This window comes from Pyruvatibacter mobilis, from assembly GCF_012848855.1.
Taxonomy (GTDB): Bacteria; Pseudomonadota; Alphaproteobacteria; order CGMCC-115125; family CGMCC-115125; genus Pyruvatibacter; species Pyruvatibacter mobilis.
Window position 1 is genome coordinate 1,425,505 of the sequence record NZ_CP051630.1, and the last position, 19,196, is coordinate 1,444,700.

General features: G+C 65.5%; 20 protein-coding genes. 11 read left to right on the forward strand and 9 right to left on the reverse strand.

Annotated features, from left to right (window positions below; all coding sequences use genetic code 11):
• Positions 1-198 precede the first annotated feature (198 nt).
• From HG718_RS06790 to HG718_RS06800, 3 genes are all read left to right on the forward strand, one after another.
• Positions 199-1,815, forward strand: a complete 1,617-nt coding sequence (locus tag HG718_RS06790) for an SPOR domain-containing protein (protein WP_160587911.1) — start codon at positions 199-201, stop codon at positions 1,813-1,815.
• Between the two features lie 71 nt (positions 1,816-1,886).
• Positions 1,887-2,147: a hypothetical protein gene (locus HG718_RS06795; RefSeq protein ID WP_160587913.1), complete on the forward strand. Its 261-nt coding sequence runs from the start codon at positions 1,887-1,889 to the stop codon at positions 2,145-2,147.
• Between the two features lie 198 nt (positions 2,148-2,345).
• Positions 2,346-2,966 (forward strand): pyridoxamine 5'-phosphate oxidase family protein, encoded by a 621-nt coding sequence (locus tag HG718_RS06800; protein ID WP_160587915.1) that lies wholly within the window; start codon positions 2,346-2,348, stop codon positions 2,964-2,966.
• A 66-nt stretch (positions 2,967-3,032) separates the two neighbouring features.
• On the opposite strand, the gene HG718_RS06805 is transcribed toward HG718_RS06800, so the two are convergent.
• From HG718_RS06805 to HG718_RS06815, 3 genes are all read right to left on the reverse strand, one after another.
• Positions 3,033-3,944 (reverse strand): VOC family protein, encoded by a 912-nt coding sequence (locus HG718_RS06805; protein ID WP_160587918.1) that lies wholly within the window; start codon positions 3,942-3,944, stop codon positions 3,033-3,035.
• A 40-nt stretch (positions 3,945-3,984) separates the two neighbouring features.
• Entirely contained in the window at positions 3,985-5,343 is a 1,359-nt protein-coding gene (locus HG718_RS06810; RefSeq protein ID WP_160587920.1) for a DUF1835 domain-containing protein, read from the reverse strand.
• 188 nt (positions 5,344-5,531) lie between these two features.
• Positions 5,532-6,638, reverse strand: a complete 1,107-nt coding sequence (locus HG718_RS06815; RefSeq protein WP_036264880.1) for an NADH:flavin oxidoreductase — start codon at positions 6,636-6,638, stop codon at positions 5,532-5,534.
• Between the two features lie 119 nt (positions 6,639-6,757).
• On the opposite strand from HG718_RS06815, the gene HG718_RS06820 reads away from it, so the two are divergent.
• Positions 6,758-7,480, forward strand: a complete 723-nt coding sequence (locus HG718_RS06820; RefSeq protein WP_027841846.1) for an acyltransferase — start codon at positions 6,758-6,760, stop codon at positions 7,478-7,480.
• Positions 7,481-7,560: 80 nt separating this feature from the next.
• On the forward strand, positions 7,561-7,689 hold the full coding sequence (locus HG718_RS15695; protein ID WP_280179184.1) for a hypothetical protein: 129 nt from the start codon (positions 7,561-7,563) through the stop codon (positions 7,687-7,689).
• Positions 7,690-7,800: 111 nt separating this feature from the next.
• Here the strand turns inward: HG718_RS15695 and HG718_RS06825 are convergent, their stop codons facing one another.
• Positions 7,801-8,418 carry an invasion associated locus B family protein gene (locus HG718_RS06825; RefSeq protein ID WP_027841845.1) on the reverse strand — a complete coding sequence of 206 codons (618 nt, stop codon included), beginning with the start codon at positions 8,416-8,418 and terminating at the stop codon, positions 7,801-7,803.
• Positions 8,419-8,734: 316 nt separating this feature from the next.
• Between HG718_RS06825 and HG718_RS06830 the strand changes: the two genes are divergently transcribed.
• Complete coding sequence (locus HG718_RS06830) at positions 8,735-10,555, forward strand: extracellular solute-binding protein (protein ID WP_244617709.1); 1,821 nt, start codon at positions 8,735-8,737, stop codon at positions 10,553-10,555.
• 29 nt (positions 10,556-10,584) lie between these two features.
• Here HG718_RS06830 and HG718_RS06835 read toward each other — a convergent pair whose 3' ends face one another.
• From HG718_RS06835 to HG718_RS06845, 3 genes are all read right to left on the reverse strand, one after another.
• Complete coding sequence (locus HG718_RS06835) at positions 10,585-11,172, reverse strand: VOC family protein (protein WP_160587924.1); 588 nt, start codon at positions 11,170-11,172, stop codon at positions 10,585-10,587.
• Between the two features lie 73 nt (positions 11,173-11,245).
• On the reverse strand, positions 11,246-11,983 hold the full coding sequence (locus tag HG718_RS06840) for a histidine phosphatase family protein (protein WP_160587926.1): 738 nt from the start codon (positions 11,981-11,983) through the stop codon (positions 11,246-11,248).
• Between the two features lie 28 nt (positions 11,984-12,011).
• Entirely contained in the window at positions 12,012-13,142 is a 1,131-nt protein-coding gene (locus HG718_RS06845; protein WP_160587928.1) for a CaiB/BaiF CoA transferase family protein, read from the reverse strand.
• Positions 13,143-13,818: 676 nt separating this feature from the next.
• Between HG718_RS06845 and HG718_RS06850 the strand changes: the two genes are divergently transcribed.
• The gene (locus tag HG718_RS06850; protein WP_244617710.1) at positions 13,819-15,297 is read left to right on the forward strand and encodes a class I adenylate-forming enzyme family protein; all 1,479 of its coding nucleotides are present in this window, start codon (positions 13,819-13,821) and stop codon (positions 15,295-15,297) included.
• A gap of 43 nt (positions 15,298-15,340) precedes the next feature.
• On the opposite strand, the gene HG718_RS06855 is transcribed toward HG718_RS06850, so the two are convergent.
• On the reverse strand, positions 15,341-15,826 hold the full coding sequence (locus HG718_RS06855) for a winged helix-turn-helix transcriptional regulator (protein WP_244624787.1): 486 nt from the start codon (positions 15,824-15,826) through the stop codon (positions 15,341-15,343).
• 110 nt (positions 15,827-15,936) lie between these two features.
• Between HG718_RS06855 and HG718_RS06860 the strand changes: the two genes are divergently transcribed.
• Together HG718_RS06860 and HG718_RS06865 are read left to right on the forward strand one after the other, a co-directional pair.
• Entirely contained in the window at positions 15,937-16,251 is a 315-nt protein-coding gene (locus HG718_RS06860) for a hypothetical protein (protein WP_160587931.1), read from the forward strand.
• 54 nt (positions 16,252-16,305) lie between these two features.
• Complete coding sequence (locus HG718_RS06865) at positions 16,306-16,719, forward strand: hypothetical protein (protein WP_160587932.1); 414 nt, start codon at positions 16,306-16,308, stop codon at positions 16,717-16,719.
• Positions 16,720-16,967: 248 nt separating this feature from the next.
• Here the strand turns inward: HG718_RS06865 and HG718_RS06870 are convergent, their stop codons facing one another.
• Positions 16,968-17,732 (reverse strand): SDR family NAD(P)-dependent oxidoreductase, encoded by a 765-nt coding sequence (locus HG718_RS06870; protein ID WP_160587934.1) that lies wholly within the window; start codon positions 17,730-17,732, stop codon positions 16,968-16,970.
• Between the two features lie 231 nt (positions 17,733-17,963).
• On the opposite strand from HG718_RS06870, the gene HG718_RS06875 reads away from it, so the two are divergent.
• Both HG718_RS06875 and HG718_RS06880 read left to right on the forward strand, forming a co-directional pair.
• Entirely contained in the window at positions 17,964-18,611 is a 648-nt protein-coding gene (locus tag HG718_RS06875; protein ID WP_027841836.1) for a DsbA family oxidoreductase, read from the forward strand.
• Positions 18,608-19,168: a GNAT family N-acetyltransferase gene (locus tag HG718_RS06880; protein ID WP_160587936.1), complete on the forward strand. Its 561-nt coding sequence runs from the start codon at positions 18,608-18,610 to the stop codon at positions 19,166-19,168. The genes HG718_RS06875 and HG718_RS06880 overlap by 4 nt, the downstream gene beginning before the upstream one ends.
• The last annotated feature ends 28 nt before the right edge of the window (positions 19,169-19,196 follow it).

Sequence of the window (19,196 nt, forward strand, 5' to 3'; positions counted from 1 at the left end):
ACTTGAAACCGCACGTTTCCCGCACCGCGCTGTCTGTTAGGCTGGAGGATGAGTGCGATGGAGCGATTCGTGACCGGCAAACCGGCGAAGAGTGACGCGGCCCTGCGGACACAGGCTTGCGCGGCAGTGAAATTCCCGACACGGGGGGGCCCGACACTGGGTTTCCCGACACTGGGGTTCCCTACGATTGCGGGCGGGATGACGGCACTTGCCTTGATCGCCGCCGGCATCGTGATGGCCGGTGCGCCGGGCATGGCGCTCGCGCAGTCACAGGTTCAACCTGGCCAGGCCATGACGGCGCAGGACGCCGAGCGGCAGCTTCTCGAGAAGACGAACGCGGCCACGCAGGCGCTGATTAACAACCGGCTGGACGAGGCGATGCGCCTGTTCGACGAGATCATCGCCACCAATGCGCGGGCCCCGCAGCTGATGGCGGCGGCGCATTATCATCGCGGGATCATTTATCAGAAGCGCGGCGCCTTCAACGAGGCGGCGTCGGATTACACCACCGCGCTGTGGCTCGACGCGCTGCCTGACAACATGCGCGCGCGCACCCATTACAATCGCGGCACGGCGCTGGACAATCTTGGCCAGCAGGACCGCGCCAAGGCGGATTTCGACGCGGCGATCGCGCTGATGCCGGAGATGGCCCCGGCCTACAACAACCGCGCCAATGTGCTGCGCCGCATGGGCGAGTATGAGGCCGCCATCGCCGATTACGACACCTCGATCGCGCTCGGCAATCCGCTGCCGCATCTGCCGCATTACGGCCGCGCCGCGGCGCGCGAAGCACTGGGCGACATCGAAGGCGCGCGGGCCGATCTCGAACAGGCCGTGTCGCTGGCACCGGATTACGCCCCGGCCCGAACCGCGCTGGCAGATCTGCCGGAAGCGCCGTCCGCGCTGACAGTCGCCGCCGCGCCGCAAGCTGTGACGGCCGAGCCGGTGGCAAGCCCCCCGGTAGCCAGCACCCCGGTGGCAAGCAGGGCAGAGACAGCCGTGACACCGGTTGAGACCGCCATGCTTCCGGCACCGGTGACGCCGGTTCAGCCCCTGGCAGCAGCCAATGACGCGCCGCGCGGGCCGGCCGTTCCCGGCCAGGTTCCGACGTCCGGGCAGCTTGCCACAGCGCCGCACATGCCGTTCGCACAGCAACCCGGCATGGCCGCCACCACAGCGCCGGAGAGCGGCCAGCAGCGCGTGACGACGGCCAGCACGGCCGCCGCAGCAGCAGCCGCACCAGTGGCCACACCGGCAGCCGCAACGCCGGCACAGGTCAGCGGCCGCTGGACGACGACGATCCTGCCGGCAGGCAGCAACCAGGCCATCCGCCTGGATGATGCGGGCCCGGCGCTGGCGCTCAAAGCCAACGAGGAAACGCAGCTTGCCGCCATGGCAACGCCGGTCACGGCACCCGCCGCGGCGGGCATGGGGCTGCAGCCGAAAAAGGGCCTGGCATTCCCCGGCGTTCCGGCAGAGGCCTATCGCTCGGCGGCTGCCGAGCCGGCCCGGTCGGCTCCGGTGCGCCAGGCACCTGTGCGGCAGGCTGCCTCTGCGGGCGCAGGGTCAGGCTATGCGGTGCAGCTGGGCAGTTTCCGCTCGGAGACCGAGGCCGAAGCCGCCTGGCAGGCGGCGACGCGGCGGCTGGGTCCGGCGCTGCAGGACCGGGATCACCTGGTGCAGCGGGCCGACATTCCCGGCAAGGGCGTCTATTACCGGCTGCGCGTGGGCCCCATGAGCGCCAGGACGGCCGCCAGCGCCCTGTGCAGCACGCTGAAGTCGCAGGGGCAGGATTGCTACGTCAGCAAGCTCTGACAGGCCTGAAGACGGCAGTTTCGCGGGGTGCGGCACTGGACGAGGAGGGCGGCCGGACTAGGTCCGACCCCATGACAGAAAAACCGCCCACGATACATACCGAAACGGCCGCCGCCGTGACCCACGAAGCTGGCGGCAGCACCGAAGCGCAAGCCGTCCACGCCGCGCGCACCCTGATTGCCCAATACGGCGAAGACGCCCAGGTCATCGCCATGATGCGGGTCTCAGAACTCGGTTTTGCCGGGGACATGGACGGTTACGCATTCTGGGAGATGGTGCTGGCCGCCATCGAAGTGCTGACCGATCCGGCGACGGCAAAGTACGACGCCTGAAGCGCTGCCCCAAAAAACCACGCTACCATTTATTTTCCATAATATATATTATGCGCATATTGTGCTGACATATTCTGGCACGAGAGGCTGTCTATTCCGCTGAATTCTGCCGCGTTCCGTTGCCACTGAGTTGCACTTGCGGCATCGCCCGTGCACTCTTCGCGTGTTTACAGGCAATGCATTTTCAGGGGCACGATCATGGCGGATGGGACACTTAGGACCGAAGAGGATCTTCGCGGAACATATGCGATGCCGGGTGATCCGGTGCTGGCGAAGGATATCCGGCATATTGATGCGCATTGCGCCCGCTTCATCGAGCTGTCGCCCTTCTGCGTGATCGGCACGTCGCGGGCGGACGGGTTTGGCGATGTATCGCCGCGCGGCGGCGAGCCGGGCTTCGTCCATGTTCTCGACAAGACTCATCTGGCGATGCCTGACCGGCCGGGCAACAACCGGCTGGACACGCTGGGCAACATCACTGCGAATCCCGCCGTGGGGCTGCTGTTCTTCCTGCCGGGCGTCAACGAGATGCTGCGGGTGAACGGCACCGCGTCGATCTCCACCGATCCCGAACTGATGGCGCGCTTCGATGCGGAGGGCCGACCGCCGCTGTCGGTGACCGTGATCGAGGTGAAGGAGGCCTATATGCACTGCGCCAAGGCCATCAAGCGCGCGGGGCTGTGGGATCCGGCAGCGCAGATCAAGCGCGCCGACTTCCCCTCGCTGGGCCAGATCATGCGGGACCAGCTGTCGCTGGACGTGGAGGCCGAACTGATCGACCAGGCGCTGGATCAGGACGCGCGGGACAATCTTTACTGAGAGCGACGACCGCCGGGCCGGGTGAGATCCCGGCCCCCCCCTTCCCTCTGACAACCGGCTATCGGGTCAGGTGTTCGCTTCGGCCTCGGGGTCCGGGCCGATGATGAGTGTGGGCACACCACCGCTGTGGTCCTTCACCGTGGCGACGACCGTGCCGGGCTTGCGGCCCTTGCGGACCTCCGAGACGGTGACGCCGGCAGCCGCCAGCCGGTCGCGCGCAGCGGCAACGTCAGCCGCGCGAAAGGCCATGCCCCAGAAAAAGGCCGGCGCGTCCTCCGCCATGGGCGGCGTCTTGTCGTCGCCATAGCGCTGGATGACCTCCAGCGTGATGCCGCCGAGGCGGAAGAACATCATCCGTGCGCCCCATTGCGGCGCGTCGCGGTCTAGCGCCAGGCGGATGCCCATTTTGGTGCCGAAGACGTCAACTGCCCGGTCGCCGTCCGGCGTGTTGACCACCACGTGATCGACCGCATGCAGCGTGGCCGCTTCCGGCCCACGGGGCGCGGCGATGGGGCGCGTGCTCGCATCGGACACATGCTCGATGGCAAACAGGAACAGGCCCAGCACGTCCTCCTCCGGCACGAAGACATTGCGCCACTGGCGCACGCCGCCATTCGGGCCATCCGGGCCGTCCGGGGCGTGGCCTTCGCCGGGCTGCGGCGCCGACGCATGGAGCCCGGCTGCCCGCCATTCCTCCGACAGGGCCTGGGCGTTCTCCGTACCCAGAGCAATGCCGATGAGGCCGTCACCGCGCGCATCGAGAAAGGCCGTCAGCCGATCAGCAAAGGGCCCCTCTCCCACCGGCGAAATCATCTCCACATAGGTGTTCTCAAGCTGGAAGATGGCATTGGCGGTGCCGTAGTCCGGGTGGCTGCCGGTGAGGGACACGCTGCGGCCTGTCAGCTTTTCATAGTCCGCCGTCACAGCCTCAAGGTCGCGAACGGCGACAAGCACATGGTCGATGGATGCCAGGGGCATTTTGGTCTCCCTCACCGCGCGGACGGCGCGCGCCTTATTGTTACGGGGCGGTCCCGGTGATTGCCAGGCGGCCCTCCGACATGGTCCAGCGGAACGGGACACCGCCCCTGTCCGGCGAGGCGACACGCAGGCCGCCAACCCACCGCTCCCCTGTATAGGACATCATGTAGTCCGCTTCACCCGCCAGCAGCGCCATGCCTTGGCCATTCAGTGCAACACGCCGCCGGAGCCACTCAGGCAAAGGATCGGTGCCGGCATCCGGGTCCGGGCCCCCTTCCCCCTTCACTTCCATCACATCAACAGGCGGGTTTGTACTGGACACAAAATCATCCAGCACATGCCAGAACATGAGGTCACCGAGATATGGCAGTTCCTCATATTTGGTCATCAGTTCACGGAAGAGCTGGCCGCCCGTGCAGGTACCCTTGTCAGCCAGGATACGCAGGACGAGACCTTGCGTCTGCGACAGGCCATTGGCTCCGGACGGCAGTTCCTGCAGGTGGCGGCGCAGGGCGCGGGCCATGGGCGGGATGGCAGGTGTTCCCGCTGTGGCGAGGGCCACAAGGCCGGACGGCTCTTCGGCCGTTAGCGCCTGCCAGGCATCGCGCCCGAGCGCCAGTTGCGCGTCTCCCACCGGCACGCGGTGGTTGTCCCAGAGCCAAAGCAGCATGTCCGGGGCAAGCTGGCCCAGCCCGGTAAATCCCGGCACGCCGGGCACGCTGTCCACGCAGACAAGCTCAAGCCTCGCCGGACGCACGGCCGGGTCTTTCGCCGCCAGCGCGGCAAGCACATGGGCGAGGATGAGCTGGTCGTAGCTGTCATGCTCGAACCAGAGCACGAGGTGTTGCGCGGCAAGCGCTGTGTCCAGCGCGTCGTACTCCTGCCGTCCACGGGCAAGCGCGTCGGCCATCCGGTAGCCGTAGGACGATGCGATGAAGGCGGCCCGTTCGGAGAGAAAGGCATCACGCGGCAGGTCGCGCACGGGGCCCTGGCAGAACGGGTCGGCGAATTCGACGAAGCGGCCGAGGAAGCCCGCGATCTCCAGCCCGTGGCGGATGTCCGAGCCGCAGCGCAGATGCACCACATCTTCCGTATCCGGAGGGGTCAGACGGCCAGCCTCGCGCTGGCGCCTGCTTTCCTGCAGCCGGTCGCAATGGGCCTTGAGCTTCGGCCAGCTTGCAAAGCCGTTTTCGCGGGCGATGACGAGCTGGGCATCCGCCAGCCGCAGCGCGGCGGACGCGGGATCGGTTATGCCCGCATGGGCCGTCAGGCGGTCAAGGGCATCGGGCTGGCCGCTGCGCAGGGCCTTGAGCAAGTCCTTGGCGCGGCGGCGCTGCTGCTCGAGATTGAGCAGGCCGTGAAAATAGTCGTGCTGATGGGTATGGCTGTCGGAAGGCATACGATTCCCCTTGAAGGAAATGCCTGTGTCCGCATGTCAGGCAGGAAATCGATGCGATCGGTCTGGTAAGGCCGTGTGGTGGGCGCAGCCCTTTCCGCGGACGGGGAGGCACCTTGCAGCACCTCCCCGCACCTTGTCGTCCGGCCGGGCACGGGTCAAGCCCCCTGCCCGGCGATGATGTTCAGGCCCTAGTAATAGGTGGCCAGGGCTTCCTTGCTGAACTCGTTCAGGTCGTTGAAGCGGCCTTCATGGATTTTCTTGGCCCATTCGTGATCACTGATCAGGGCGCGGCCGACGGCGATGAGATCGAACTCATCGGCTTCCATGCGCTCCAGCAGGTCTTCCATGTGGTCCGCATCGTTCGACGCGTCCTGACCGGCGAAGGTGGCGAGGAATTCCTGGTTCAGGCTGACGCTGCCGACGGAGATGGTCGGCTTGCCGGTCATCTTCTTGGTCCAGCCTGCGAGGTTCATGGTCGAGCCGTCGAATTCGGGCTCCCAGAAACGGCGGGTGGAGCAATGGAAGATATCCACGCCTGCATCGGTGAGCGGGGCGAGGAAGGCTTCGAGCTCGGCCTCGGTGGGCGCAAGACGGGCGTCATAGTCCTGCTGCTTCCACTGGGAGAAGCGGAGGATGATGGGGAAATCCGGGTCCGTCGCGGCGCGGCAGGCCTTTACGATTTCCTCGGCGAAGCGGGCGCGCTGCACCTGGTTGCCGCCCCACGCATCGCTGCGCTCATTGGTACCGCCCCAGAAGAACTGGTCCACCAGATAGCCGTGCGCCCCGTGGATTTCGATGCCATCCATGCCGATGCTCTTGGCCGCGGCGGCGCCCTTGGCGAACGCCTCGATGACGTCGGTCACGTCCTGCTCGGACATGGGCTCGGCCACCTGCTTGCCCGGCTTGATAAGGCCGGAGGGACCGGCGCTGGGCAGGTCCGGGTGGGGGCCGGAGCCCGGCTTGCGGGCCATGCCCACATGCCACAGCTGCGGTACGATCTTGCCGCCGACGCGGTGCACTTCCTCCACCACATTGGCCCAGCCGGCCAGCGCGGCTTCACCATGGAAGGCCGGGACATTGGTGTCGAAGCTGGCGACCGGATGATCGACCGTGGTGCCTTCGGTGATGATGAGGCCGACTTCGGCTTCCGCGCGGCGGCGGTAATAGTCGGCAACGTCCTGGCCGGGCACCTGGTTGGGGGAATGGCTGCGCGTCATGGGAGCCATGACGATACGATTTTCAAGCGACAGCTTGCCGTGCTTGAAGGGCCGGAAGAGTGTGTCTACAGAGGTCATATGATATCCGCTTATTCGGTAGGGAATTCGGTTCGCCTGCTGTTTAGCAGCAAACCGGCGATTGAGCTAATCTCCCGCCATATCGGCATCAGGGGCCGGATCAACAAGGGGCAAATCCCGTGCGCAAGGACCACCGGCCGTTCTGGCTCAAGAGGCTGCACCGCACCGTCATGCGCTGGCGCAGCCGCCACTTCCTGGAGCCGCAATTCGACGCCGTGGGCCCCTATATGGACGCGGTGTACCCGCAATATGTGACAGTGCACGGACCGAACATCTCGATCGGCCGGTGCGCCACGCTGCGCTCGGCCCGCGCCTACCCCATCACTCTCACCACATGGACCAGCGCGGACCGCGAGGGGCGCATCGACATTGGTGATCATGTGTTGATCTCACCGGGCACGCGGATTCTCTCCTCCGACCATGTGCGGATCGGCAGCAACACGATGATCGCCGGCGAGGTCTATATCTCGGACTCCGACTGGCACGACGTCTATGACCGGACCAGCGAGCAAGATGCGCACAGCCCCATCACGCTGGAAGAGAATGTGTGGCTCGGCTACGGGGTGAAGATCTGCAAGGGCGTCACCATCGGCCGCAACAGCGTGGTGGGCGCCGGATCGGTTGTCGCCAAGTCCCTGCCCGCCAATGTGATCGCGGTTGGCAATCCGGCCCGCGTGGTGCGCACGCTCGACCCAGACAGGCCGCTGCGTCTTCGCTCGGAACTCTATGCGGACCCGCCGGCGCTGGAAGCGGAGATGGACAAGCTGGAGAGTTACTTCCTGCGCGGCAATTCGTTTTTCGGCTGGCTGCGCGCACTGGTCGCACCCACGCGGCGGGATTGACTGCCCCCTCCTGATCCAGATCAACGCCGCATGGCTGCCGCACCTCCTAGCGTGGGATATCTGTGTAAGGAGGACACGGCATGGAACCTGGAAACATCGCCTATCTCGCCCTTGTGGGCATCGGCATGCTGTCATTCGGCGTGACGCTCTTCATCTGCTCGATGGTGGCGACGGATCGCGCCGACCCGTTCGGCCATGCGTCTGACTGATGCCGGCTGCCCGATGCGGGCTGAGTAACCGATACAAAAACGCGCCCCGGACTGACCGGGGCGCGTTTGCATTTCAGGCGTGCCTGATCGGCGCGCTTTCTGGCTCTGTGATTACTGGCCGGGCACGTATTGCTGCGTGGCCGGGCCCGGCGTGGGCGTCAGCGACGGCTGGCTTGCCACCGGCTTGCGCTCGGCGAGGCGGTTAAAGGCGGCGGTGAACCCTTCCAGCGACACCGGCGCATCCAGGCGCTTGCCCAGATAGCCGTAGCTGATGGTCATGGTGTTGCCGGACTTCATGTTGGCCACCAGTTCGTCAGTCAGCGGCGCGGTGGCGCGGCAACCGGCCTGGGTGCAGTTGGTATAGGGCGCGGCCATCTGGCGGCCTTCGTCGATCTTGAGGCCGAGGCCGATGGGCAGTTCCACGCCCAGCGGGGTGCGGTTGACCATCAGCAGATCCGCCGTCTGCGGATGATAGGCAATGGTCACGTGCAGCAGCACCTGCTCGGTCTCGGCATTGCTGAGCACCTGCTGGATGGTGCAGAACTCGCGGCCACCCTGCTCGGTGCATTCAAACACCCAGGCGCCGGACTTCTCGACCACGGTCTGCTTGGCTTCGGGGCCGCCATCCTGCGCCAGGGCAGGCGCTGCCAGGGCCAGGGTCAGGCCGGCGGCAATGCCGAAGGCAGTCCCTGCGGCCTTGCGCGTGACTGCGCCAATCGTGCGGATCATGAACTCGTCCTCATATCTGTTTCAGGGTGCGGTGCCATCCCCTGCTCCCCCGGTGGGCAATTCGCTAACGCGGGCGTGCGGGCGCTGTCAATTGGCCGGGCCGCGGCGGGCGCTGTTTATGCGCCCGAATTCAGCCAGAAACGCCTGTGATTCATTTGCTCTACATATTGCAGGCTCTAGACATTGCCTGACACAAGACACTGCCTGACACATTGCCTGCGGCAGAGTTCCGGGACACCCTAGGGTGAACCGGAGCGATTCAGTCTCCCACAGCAATCGGACACAAGGGTTAAGGATGAAGATGGGCGCTTTTGTGATGGCGCGCGCACGCCGTGCGGTGACGGGAACCCTCGGCGGTGCGACAGCGGCGCTGTTCGTGTTGGTGCTGGTGCTGGCGGGCACGGCCCAGGCGGAGCCGAGCCACGGCATTGCGATGCATGGCACCCCGAAATATCCGGCGGGCTTCACCCGCTTCGACTATGTGAACGACCGGGCGCCGAAGGAAGGCGAAGTCCGGCTGGCGGCGATCGGCAGCTTCGACAGCCTGAACCCGATGATTGTGCGCGGCACGCCCGCTGCCGGCATTCGCTGGCATGTGTTCGAGAGCCTGATGGGCCGCGCTTACGATGAGCCGTTTTCGCTCTATGGCCTGATTGCCCAAACAATCGAGACGCCGGACGACCGCAGCTGGGTGGAATTTACCCTGCGGCCGGAAGCAAAATTCTCGGACGGCACGCCGGTGACCGTGGACGACGTCATCTTCTCGGTGGAAACCCTGCGCGACCAGGGGCGCCCGAACCACAAATATTATTACGGCAAGGTCGCCGCCATGGAGAAGGTGGGCGAGCGAACGGTGCGGCTGACCTTCACCGAGGAAGGCGACCGGGAGATGCCGCTGATCATGGGGCTGATGCCGATCCTGCCGAAGCATGTTTATGGCGGGCAGGATTTCACCCGCACCGGGCTGACGCCGATGATCGGCTCCGGGCCCTACACCATCGGCAAGGTGGAGCCGGGCGCCAGCATCACCTATGTGCGGAACCCGGATTATTGGGGCAAGGACGTGCCGGTGGCGCGCGGGCACAATAATTTTGACCGCATCCGCTATGACTATTTCCGCGATGCCAATGCCTCCTTCGAGGCATTCAAGGCAGGCGAATACACCCTGCGCATCGAGGATGACCCGACGCGCTGGGCCACGGGCTATGACGTGCCGGCGGTAAAGGACGGACGGATCATCCGTGAAAAGATCAAGCTCGGCACGCCGTCCGGCATGCGGGCGCTGGTGTTCAACACGCGGCGGGACCTGTTTGCGGATGTGCGGGTGCGCAAGGCGCTGGGCCTGATGTTCGATTTCGAGTGGGTGAACAAGAACCTGTTCCACGGGCTTTATGCCCGCACGCAGAGCTATTTCGACAATTCGGAGTTGTCGTCCGCCGGCCGTCCCGCCTCGCCAAAGGAAAAGGCGCTGCTGGCGCCCTACCCCGACGCGGTGACGCCTGAGATCATGGCCATGGGCTATGTGGCGCCACGGACCGACGGGTCCGGCCGCAACCGGGCGCAGATGCGCGACGCGATGGCGCTGCTGAAGGACGCAGGCTACGCGGTGACCGACGCCAAGCTGGTGGATGCTGCCACGGGCGCGCAGATGTCGTTCGAAATCCTGGTGGCGAGCCCGGAAGACGAGCGCATCGCGCTGACCTTTGCGCGGAACCTCGAACGGGTGGGCATCGACGCCAAGGTGCGCAACGTGGATTCAAGCCAGTACCAGCAGCGCCGCCAGACCTATGACTACGACATGATCTTCAATTTCTGGTCAGCGTCCCTGAGCCCGGGCAATGAGCAGAGCTTCTATTGGGGCAGCGACAGTGCCGACACCGACGGCACGCGCAACTATATGGGCGTGACGTCAGAGGCCGTGGACGCGATGATCGCAGCCATGCTGGAAGCCCGCGACCGCGAGGACTTCGTGGCGGCCGTGCGGGCGCTCGACCGGGTGCTGCTGTCGGGCCACTACGTGATCCCGCTCTACCACGCACCGCATCAATGGGTGGCGCGGTGGCAGGAGCTGGAGCATCCGCGCGTGCAGCCGCAGATCGTGCGCTTCGATACGTGGTGGGCGGCGGGGCGCAACTAGCGCCCTGCCCCCGCACACAGTCCGCGATCCTATTCAGCTGCCGCCTGGGCCAGCCGTGCCTGCTTGAGGGTGCGCGTGCGCTCGGACCATTTCTCGATATGCGCCTTCGCCTGGGCGGCCTCGTCGGCCATGATCTCGTCGTGCTTGGCGTCCCGCACGGTGATCTCGAGCGCCAGGCCGTTGGGATCGAAGAAATAGACCGAGTGGCAAAAGCCGTGGTCGATGGGACCGAAGACCGGCACCTTGGCCTCTTCCAGCCGCTGCTTGAACTGCGCCTGCTCGTCCATCGAGGCCACTTCGAAGGCGAAGTGATAATCCTCGATGCCATCCTTCATGGCGAACAGCCCCTCTTCCACCGAATTGGGCTCATCGAAGAAGGCGAGGAAATTGCCGTCGCCCATCTTGAAGAACAGATGCATGTAGGGCCGGTCATTGCCCGCCGGGTCCTTGTCGAAGGCCAGCGCGGCAGCGTCTTCCAGGCCGAGAATATCGACATAGAATTTGCGCGTTTCCCCGGCGTCGCGGCAGCGATAGGCCGAGTGATGAATGCCTGAAATGGTGGGGGCCCCGGTCTTGATGTCGCCGATATGGTCCACCGTTGCCAGAAGTTCCTTCATGGCGTCCTCCCGTTGTCACGTCAGGAAGCCTAGCGCCTTGGCGGGCGCTTGCAAGCACCGGCGACCCGCACCGTCAGGCCGGGTCGCGGGCGAAGATGGCTTCCAGGCTCGTCATGTTCATCCCGTGCTTGACGTAATTGTAGGGCGTCACATTCACGGCCTTGATGATCTTGCGCAGGATCTCGGTGCCCTCCCCGCTTTCGGCGGGTGCCAGGTCCACATCGATGATGTTGATGCAGGCGGGGTCCTGCTCAAAGGACTGGATGGCGTTGAGGCCGTTGCCGGTGCACCAGCCAAGCAGCAGCCGGTTGATGCCTTCATGGGCGACGACCAGCGCCGTGTGCCAGCCCGGTGACATGAGAAGATCGGTGAACCCCTCCACCGCACGGTCGAGCGCGTCGGCGAACGCCTCCCCTTCCGGGCCCATGCGGGCACCGGGGCGGCCTGCCTGATCAAAGGCGAAGGTCATGACGGCGGCAATGTCATCGCGGTCATTGATCGGGCCGAAGCCACCGCCGTGAAGCTCAACGAGGCGCTTGTCCACCTCAAGCTCCGGCACCGGGGTGTCAAGCTCGGCCAGCACGCCACGGGCGGTTTGCTCCGTACGCGGATAGCCGGAGCAGATGGCCCGGTCGAAGGTGACATGGGACAGGGCCTTGCCTCCGGCTGTCGCCTGGGCCTGACCGAGGTCGGTGAGCGGCACGAGGGACGTGTCCCCGGTCTCACGCACGATGGACGAGAAATAGTCCACATGGCCGTGACGCATCAGATAGATGCGCCGGCGGCCCGTGGTTCCGGGCAACGCACTCATGCCGCTAACTCCAACAGATGTGACCGGCTCAGATGGCCGCCTTGTCCTTCAGGCCGGCGATCTCGTCAGCCGAGAAACCGAATTCGCCGAGCACTGCATCGGTGTCGCCACCGGCAGACGGGGGCGGCCCCTGGATTTCGGACGGCGTGCCGAAGAAGCGCGGGGCCACGTTGGGCTGCACGACGCCATCGATCTCGACGATGGTCTCACGCGCCTTGTTGTGCGGGTGATCCTTGGCCTCGCCGATGGAGAGCACGGGGGCAAAGCAGATGTCCGTACCTTCCATAATCCCGCACCATTCGTCGCGCGACTTGGTCTTGAAGACGGCTGCGATCTTGTCCTTGAGCTCCGGCCATTTGGACTTGTCCATTTGTGCGTCATAGGCGGCGTCATCGAGACCGGCCTTCTCGCGCAGCAGGGCATAGAACTGCGGCTCGATGGAGCCAATGGAGATGAACTTGCCGTCGGAGCACTCATAGGTGTCGTAGAAGTGCGCGCCGCCGTCGAGCATGTTGCGGTAGCGGTCGTCTTCCCACATGCCCGACGCCATGAAGCCGAAGAACATGCTCATCAGCGAGGTGGCGCCATCGGTCATGGCGGTGTCCACCACCTGGCCCTTGCCGGTGTCGCGGGCGCTGAGGAGCGCGGCCAGCATGCCCATGGCGAGGTAGAGCGCGCCGCCGCCGAAATCACCCACCAGGTTAAGCGGCGGGACGGGCTTGCCCTCCTTGGGGCCGATGGCGTGCAGGGCACCGGTTAGCGAGATGTAATTGATGTCGTGGCCGGCGGCCAGCGCCAGCGGCCCTTCCTGGCCCCAGCCGGTCATGCGGCCATAGACGATCTTCGGGTTGCGCTTCAGCACCACGTCCGGGCCAAGGCCGAGGCGCTCCATCACGCCGGGGCGGAAGCCTTCCTGCAGGACGTCCGCCTTTTCGACGAGCTTCAGCACGGTCTCGATGGCATCCGGGTTCTTGAGGTCGAGCGCGATCGACTTGCGGCCACGGGCGGTGATGTCGAACTTGGAACCGCCCTGGGCGCCCTTGCGGTCGATCCGGATCACATCCGCGCCCATGTCGGACAGAAGCATGGCGCAGAACGGCCCCGGGCCGATGCCTGCGAATTCGAGAACCTTGACGCCGGAAAGCGGCCCCTTACCCATGACGATGTCTCCCTCGACAAATCGGTTTGATTGGCTTGTTGGCCCCGGTTTTAGCCGGTTGGCCTGAGGGCAGCAAATGGCCATTCCCGGTGCCAGCATGCCCCTGCGTCAACCGGGCCGGGTGATGGCGGGTGGCCTGCATCCGGGGGCATGGGTGCGGAAAAGTGCCCCGCCGCCATTGGGGAGAGAGGAGACCGCAGCATCACACTCCAGACTCCGTATCCCTCCGGCTTGACCGGAGGGTCTACTCTCAATGCTGCTTGCCGCAGCCCGTGCGGACAGCTGTGTTCCCCTGCCTCCGGCACTGTGCCCAACATCAAAAGCGAGTGGGCCCTCCGGTCAAGCCGGAGGGATGCGGGTGATGGTGGGGGTGCGCGAAAAGTCACCTCTCCCCTTGCGGGAGAGGTCGGTGCGCCAGCACCGGGTGAGGGGGATGGGCCTGTCAGCTATCTCAACTTCTGAAATCCATCACCACCGCTGCCGCCCCCTCACCCTCCCACGGGCTTGCGCCCGCGGGCCCCTCCCTCTCCCGCAAGGGGAGAGGGAAGAGTGTGCATTGCCGCCCTCCCTCACCCAATCTCCGTGTGCGGCTTTTCAAGCCCGCCGATCCCGGCCTATACCTGCGGCCATGGGAACAACTAGATATTCAGCGCCGCTGCCGCCTGAGCGGTTCAACATGGCGGCGTTTTGTCTGGCGCCGGCACCGCACCGGGTGCCGGGGAAGGTGGCGCTTACCGTCGAGCATGGTTCGGGCGCGCCCGACCGGTGGACCTATGGGGCGCTGGACGAGGCAGTGCAGGGAATTGCCGCGGGGCTTGCGGCGCGCGGGCTCTCGCAAGGTGACCGGGTGATGATCCGTATGGGGAACACCCCGGACGCGGCGCTGATGTTCTTCGGCGCCATTGCAGGCGGGTTCGTGCCTGTCCCTTCCTCTGCGCAGCTGACAGCGGAGGAAGCGCGTTTCGTGCTGACCAACAGCGGCGCGGGGCTTGTCGCGAAATCACCTGAGCTTGCGCTTGATGCGGGCGACGTGCCGGTGCTGCTGCCGGATGACATCGCGGCCCTGCGCACGACGCCGGGTCAGGGCTATGCGGACACACACCGGGATGACCCGGCCTTTCTCGTCTACACCTCCGGCACCAGCGGCACGCCCAAGGGCGTGCTGCATGCGCAACGCAGCGTGTGGGGCCGCAAGCCGATGGTCGATGGCTGGTACGGCCTTACGCGCGACGACGTGATGGTGCATGCGGGCGCGATGAACTGGACCTATACGCTGGGGGTTGGCCTGTCCGACCCATGGGCCAATGGCGCGGCGACGGTGCTCTATAACGGGCCGAAGGACGTGACCGTGTGGCCGAAGCTGATCCGCGCTCATGGGGGCACGCTGTTTGCGGCTGTGCCCAGTCTCTACCGCCAGATGCTGCGCGACAGCGACATTGACGACGGGGTGCCGACCCTGCGGCATGGGCTGACGGCGGGCGAGCCCCTGCCCGCGCGCGTGGCAGAGGCCTGGGCCACGGCCACGGGGCTTGACCTGTTCGAAGCGCTGGGGATGAGCGAATGCTCGACCTATATCTCCTCCGGCCCGTTGACGCCGACGCGGACCGGCAGTCCCGGCCGGGCGCAGCCGGGGCGCTGCGTGGCCGTGTTGCCGGCGGATGAAGACGCCGAGCCGGTGCCACTTGCGGCCGGAGAGGTGGGACTGCTCGCGGTGCACCGCTCGGACCCCGGCCTGATGCTCGGCTATTGGAACCGACCCGATGAAGACGCGCAGGTGTGGCGCGGGGACTGGTTCTGCGGCGGCGATCTCGCCCGGCTCGATGACGACGGTTATGTGTGGTTCGAGGGCCGCGCCGATGATGTGATGAACGCCTTCGGCTATCGCGTCAGCCCGGCGGAGGTGGAAGCGGCCATCGCAACCCATCCGGATGTGGCTGAAGTCGGCGTGCGGGAAGTTGTGGCGGGCAACGGGCTTGCCATCATCGCCGCCTTCGTGCGCCCGGCCGGTGAGGCCCGGGACGCCGACGCGCTCATGGCGCATTCGCGGGCGCATCTGGCGGACTACAAGATGCCGCGCGAGATCCGCTTCCTGGAGGCCCTGCCCCACACGGCCAATGGCAAGCTGGCCCGGCGGATGCTGCCGGACCGGCTCTAAGCAACGGAGACCCGGGCGGACATGCCGGACCCGGACCCTCTTGTTACGAACCCGCGTCCCGCGCCCGCTTGCGGCGGGCCAGGGTGCCGGGTCCGGCGCGCTGGCTGAGATGCTCCGGCGGGATCGGCTTGCCCTTGCGGTCGTGGATCATCTGCTGCGGGATCGGTTTGCCATCGCGGGTATCGATGATCTCGAAGCTGGCCCCATCCGGATGCACGGCCCATTTGTCGCCCCATTGCGACAAGGCCACGATCACCGGAAACAGCTCCAGGCCTTTTTGCGTCAACTGATACTCGAAGTGCTTGCCCCCGTTCGGGTCCGGCACCTTCTCCAGGATGCCGCCAGCGGTCAGATCGTTGAGCCGTGACGTCAGGGTGTTCTTGGCGATCCCCAGTGACTTCTCAAAATCCCGGAACCGGCGCACGCCCATGAAGGCGTCCCGGATGATGAGCAGGGCCCACCAGGGTCCGATCACGTCCAGCGACCTTGCGATGGAGCACGGCATATCGCCGAAGGACGTCACTTTCACATCAGGCTCCCATTTTGGTTGCATCATAGGACCATTTTGGTCTTATATTGAGACCACTATAACACAGGTGGCCATTCCGACCGCCTGTAAACTCCAGGGAAGGGACCGCCATGATCCCCTGCATTTGTTTTTTCCAGGACGGCCAGATCGACGGCGCGCGCCGGGCCGCTCTCACGGCGCAGCTCGACGCGTTTTCCCGCCGGGCTTTCGACGCCCCGGCAAACCAGACGTGGATTGCCGTACCGCCGGGCAACGGCTTCACCGAAGCAAAACCCTCCACCAGTTCGATCGTGACCTTTCAGGCCGACACGGCACTTGATCAGCCGACACGGATCCGGCTGCTTGAGGAGATCTGCGACATCTGGATGGCGGAGACCGGCTGTTCCCTGAACGAGATCGTCGCCACCGTCACCGACCCGCAATAGGCACCGCACCCTGGCAGGGCTCATTGCCCCCGCCCTTTCGAGGAGGACTTCATCATGCCGCTTTACCTCTGCAATGCGCGCCCCGGTGCCGTGTCTGACACCGCGAAGGCGCAGATCGCCGGCGACATCACCCGCATCCATTGCGAAGCAACGGGCGCACCTCCGGCCTTTGTTCATGTCTTCTTCTTCGAAGACGGGCTGGCACCGGATATCGGGGAGGGAACCATCGCGCTTTACGGCAATATCCGCCGCGGCCGGACGGATGCACAGAAAGACCAGATCAAGGCGGATATGCGCCATGCCGTTCACCAGCGCACAAATGTGCCTCTGGACGGGATCGGCATGAGCCTTCAGGACGTGCCCGCCAGCTGGGTCATGGAAGGTGGCGACATCATGCCGGAACCGGGGGAGGAAGCCGCCTGGCTGGTGGCCCACGAGGCGAAGGTGGCGGCGGCCAAATCGGCGTGAGCCCTGCCCTGCTCCGGCCTGGCGCGCGTATCGGCCCAGCCGGTGGATAAAAAATCTGCCCCGGGTGATCCAGCCGGCCCGGGTCGCCGTATCCAAAACGTCTTCTGCCGAAGACGAACAGCAGGGCCGTGCAGCCGGGCTATTGGAGTACCTTGTCCCCTCTCTCCACCCGGCGGCACGGCCCTTATTCGTTTCGGCGTGCTTTTCCGCCAAAAATGCTGCGGCTTGCTGCCGCCGGGACCCACCGCCTAGAGCGACTGGCCGTCGTCGATGGTGATCGAGGTGCCGGTGATGATGCGGCCCTGCTCGGAGGCCAGCAGCAGCAGCGCGCCGTCGAGATCTGCGATTTCGCCGAGGCGGCGGCGCGGATAGGACATCACCTGCTTCTGGCCGCCTTCGGTCTCAAACCAATGGGCGTTGATCTCGGTTTCGATGAAACCGGGGCACAGGGCCGTCACGTTGATTTCGTGGCGGGCCCATTCGCGCGCCAGAGAGCGGGTCATCATCAGGACACCTGCCTTCGACATGCAATAGACGGACAGGCCGGGCAGCACCGTGTGCCCGCCGATCGAGGCAATGTTGATGATGCGGCCCGGGCGGCCCATGGCGATCATCCGCTTGGCGGTTTCCTGCGCCATGAAGAACGCGCCCTTGAGGTTGGTGTCCATCACCGTGTCATAGGCTTCCTCGGTGACGTCGGTGGCGCGCTGGTCCACGTTCATGCCGGCATTGTTGACGAGGATGTCGATGGGGCCGAGCTCGGTCTCGCAGGTTTCAACGCAGGTGCGGATGCTGTCGAGGCTGGTGACGTCCAGGGAGATGGGCAGCGCACGGCCGTCAATCGCCTCGATCTCCGCCTTGAGGTCGGCCAGACGCTCGGTGCGGCGGCCGGTGATGGCGACGCGCGCACCGGCCTTGGCGAGGGTCAGCGCCATGTGGCGGCCGAAGCCCGAGGTGGTGCCGGAGATGAGCGCGGTCTTGCCGGTGAGGTCGATGGTGTGGGCGTCGGTCATGAGATGGCTCCGCTGATGTGCGATGAATGACTGGGTGTGGCGGGTTCGGGCGCATCCTAGGTGGCGGTGCGCGGCGGTCAATCGGCAATGGGTCCAGCAATGGGCTCGGCAAAGCGGCCAGCAAAGAGGAGTCCGCCGTCACCGGCTGGTGATTTGGACGTTGTGGTGCAAACGGCCCATACTGACGACGAACCGACACAAGACCCATCAGGACGAGCGGGAGGCCATCCCATGTTCATCGACGTTGTATCCGACACGGTGTGCCCGTGGTGCTATATCGGCAAGAAGCGGTTTGACGCCGCGCGGACGGAGCGCCCGGATATTGAGCTGGAGGTGCGCTGGCGGCCGTTCCAGCTCGACCCGACAATCCCGCCGGAAGGCGTGGACCGGCGTGAATATCTGGAAGCCAAGTTCGGAAAGAATCGATCACGTGAAGTTGGTGATGCCATCCGGGAAGCCGGTGAGGACGCGGGTATTTCCTTTGCGTTCGACAAGATCGACCGTTCACCGAACACATTTGATTCGCACCGGCTGATCCGCTGGAGCGCCAGCGCGGGCTGCCAGAACGAAATCGTGGATATCCTGTTCCGCCGCTATTTCGAGGACGGCGAAGACATCGGCGACCGCAAGGTGCTGGTGGATGCGGCACAGGAAGCAGGCATGGATCACGAGCTTGTGGCCTATCTGCTCTTGCACAACAAGGACGCGGAACTTGTGGCCAAGGAAGCCAGCCAGGCGCGCGAGATGGGAATCTCCGGCGTGCCCACCTTCCTGTTCCAGGGCGCCTATGCCGTGATGGGCGCACAGGAAGTGACGGGCTATCTGCGCGCTATCGACAAGGTGCAGGCCAAGCTGAGCGAGCAGGCCTCAGCGCAATGAGCGCAGCGCCTGCGGCGGGATCCGGCGTCACTGTCCGCGAAGCCCGGGCCGAGGAACTCGAGTGCCTTCTTGCGGTGCACCGGGCGGCCTTCGGCAGCGATGAGGAAGCAGGGCTTGTCCGGGCCATCCTGATGGATGAGAGCGCGGCACCGACGCTGTCGCTGGTGGCGGCGGATGGGGACGATGTGCTGGGGCACATCCTGTTTTCACGGGTGCGGCTGGGCGGCGACGCAGACGGCTCGATCCTGTGTCCGCTGGCCGTGATGCCGGAGGCGCAGGCACGCGGCATCGGCGGCGCGCTGATCCGCGAGGGGCTTGCGCGCCTGGCCGCAAGCAATGCGGGCGACGATGTGTGCGCGGTCTTCGTGTATGGCGACCCGGCCTATTACGGGCGGTTCGGCTTCACGGCGGCGATCCCGCAGGAGTTGCCGCCGCCGCATCCCATCCCCGAGGCGCATCTCGATGCGTGGATGGTGCGGGCGCCGGATGGCGGGGCTCTCGACGTGGCGGGCCCGGTGCGCTGCTGCGACGCGCTGGATGATCCAGCCTACTGGTAAGCAGGCATGAAAAAGGGAGGCACGCTGG

What these genes read in the sequence shown, in the direction of transcription:
- HG718_RS06790 (WP_160587911.1), top strand. Translation starts at nt 199, where the DNA reads ATGACGGCACTTGCCTTGATCGCCGCCGGCATCGTGATGGCCGGTGCG.
- HG718_RS06875 (WP_027841836.1), top strand. Translation starts at nt 17,964, where the DNA reads ATGTTCATCGACGTTGTATCCGACACGGTGTGCCCGTGGTGCTATATC.
- HG718_RS06865 (WP_160587932.1), top strand. Translation starts at nt 16,306, where the DNA reads ATGCCGCTTTACCTCTGCAATGCGCGCCCCGGTGCCGTGTCTGACACC.
- HG718_RS06845 (WP_160587928.1), bottom strand. Translation starts at nt 13,142, where the DNA reads ATGGGTAAGGGGCCGCTTTCCGGCGTCAAGGTTCTCGAATTCGCAGGC.
- HG718_RS06795 (WP_160587913.1), top strand. Translation starts at nt 1,887, where the DNA reads ATGACAGAAAAACCGCCCACGATACATACCGAAACGGCCGCCGCCGTG.
- HG718_RS06860 (WP_160587931.1), top strand. Translation starts at nt 15,937, where the DNA reads ATGATCCCCTGCATTTGTTTTTTCCAGGACGGCCAGATCGACGGCGCG.
- HG718_RS15695 (WP_280179184.1), top strand. Translation starts at nt 7,561, where the DNA reads ATGGAACCTGGAAACATCGCCTATCTCGCCCTTGTGGGCATCGGCATG.
- HG718_RS06830 (WP_244617709.1), top strand. Translation starts at nt 8,735, where the DNA reads ATGGCGCGCGCACGCCGTGCGGTGACGGGAACCCTCGGCGGTGCGACA.
- HG718_RS06810 (WP_160587920.1), bottom strand. Translation starts at nt 5,343, where the DNA reads ATGCCTTCCGACAGCCATACCCATCAGCACGACTATTTTCACGGCCTG.
- HG718_RS06805 (WP_160587918.1), bottom strand. Translation starts at nt 3,944, where the DNA reads ATGCCCCTGGCATCCATCGACCATGTGCTTGTCGCCGTTCGCGACCTT.
- HG718_RS06880 (WP_160587936.1), top strand. Translation starts at nt 18,608, where the DNA reads ATGAGCGCAGCGCCTGCGGCGGGATCCGGCGTCACTGTCCGCGAAGCC.
- HG718_RS06870 (WP_160587934.1), bottom strand. Translation starts at nt 17,732, where the DNA reads ATGACCGACGCCCACACCATCGACCTCACCGGCAAGACCGCGCTCATC.
- HG718_RS06850 (WP_244617710.1), top strand. Translation starts at nt 13,819, where the DNA reads ATGGCGGCGTTTTGTCTGGCGCCGGCACCGCACCGGGTGCCGGGGAAG.
- HG718_RS06825 (WP_027841845.1), bottom strand. Translation starts at nt 8,418, where the DNA reads ATGATCCGCACGATTGGCGCAGTCACGCGCAAGGCCGCAGGGACTGCC.
- HG718_RS06835 (WP_160587924.1), bottom strand. Translation starts at nt 11,172, where the DNA reads ATGAAGGAACTTCTGGCAACGGTGGACCATATCGGCGACATCAAGACC.
- HG718_RS06815 (WP_036264880.1), bottom strand. Translation starts at nt 6,638, where the DNA reads ATGACCTCTGTAGACACACTCTTCCGGCCCTTCAAGCACGGCAAGCTG.
- HG718_RS06840 (WP_160587926.1), bottom strand. Translation starts at nt 11,983, where the DNA reads ATGAGTGCGTTGCCCGGAACCACGGGCCGCCGGCGCATCTATCTGATG.
- HG718_RS06800 (WP_160587915.1), top strand. Translation starts at nt 2,346, where the DNA reads ATGGCGGATGGGACACTTAGGACCGAAGAGGATCTTCGCGGAACATAT.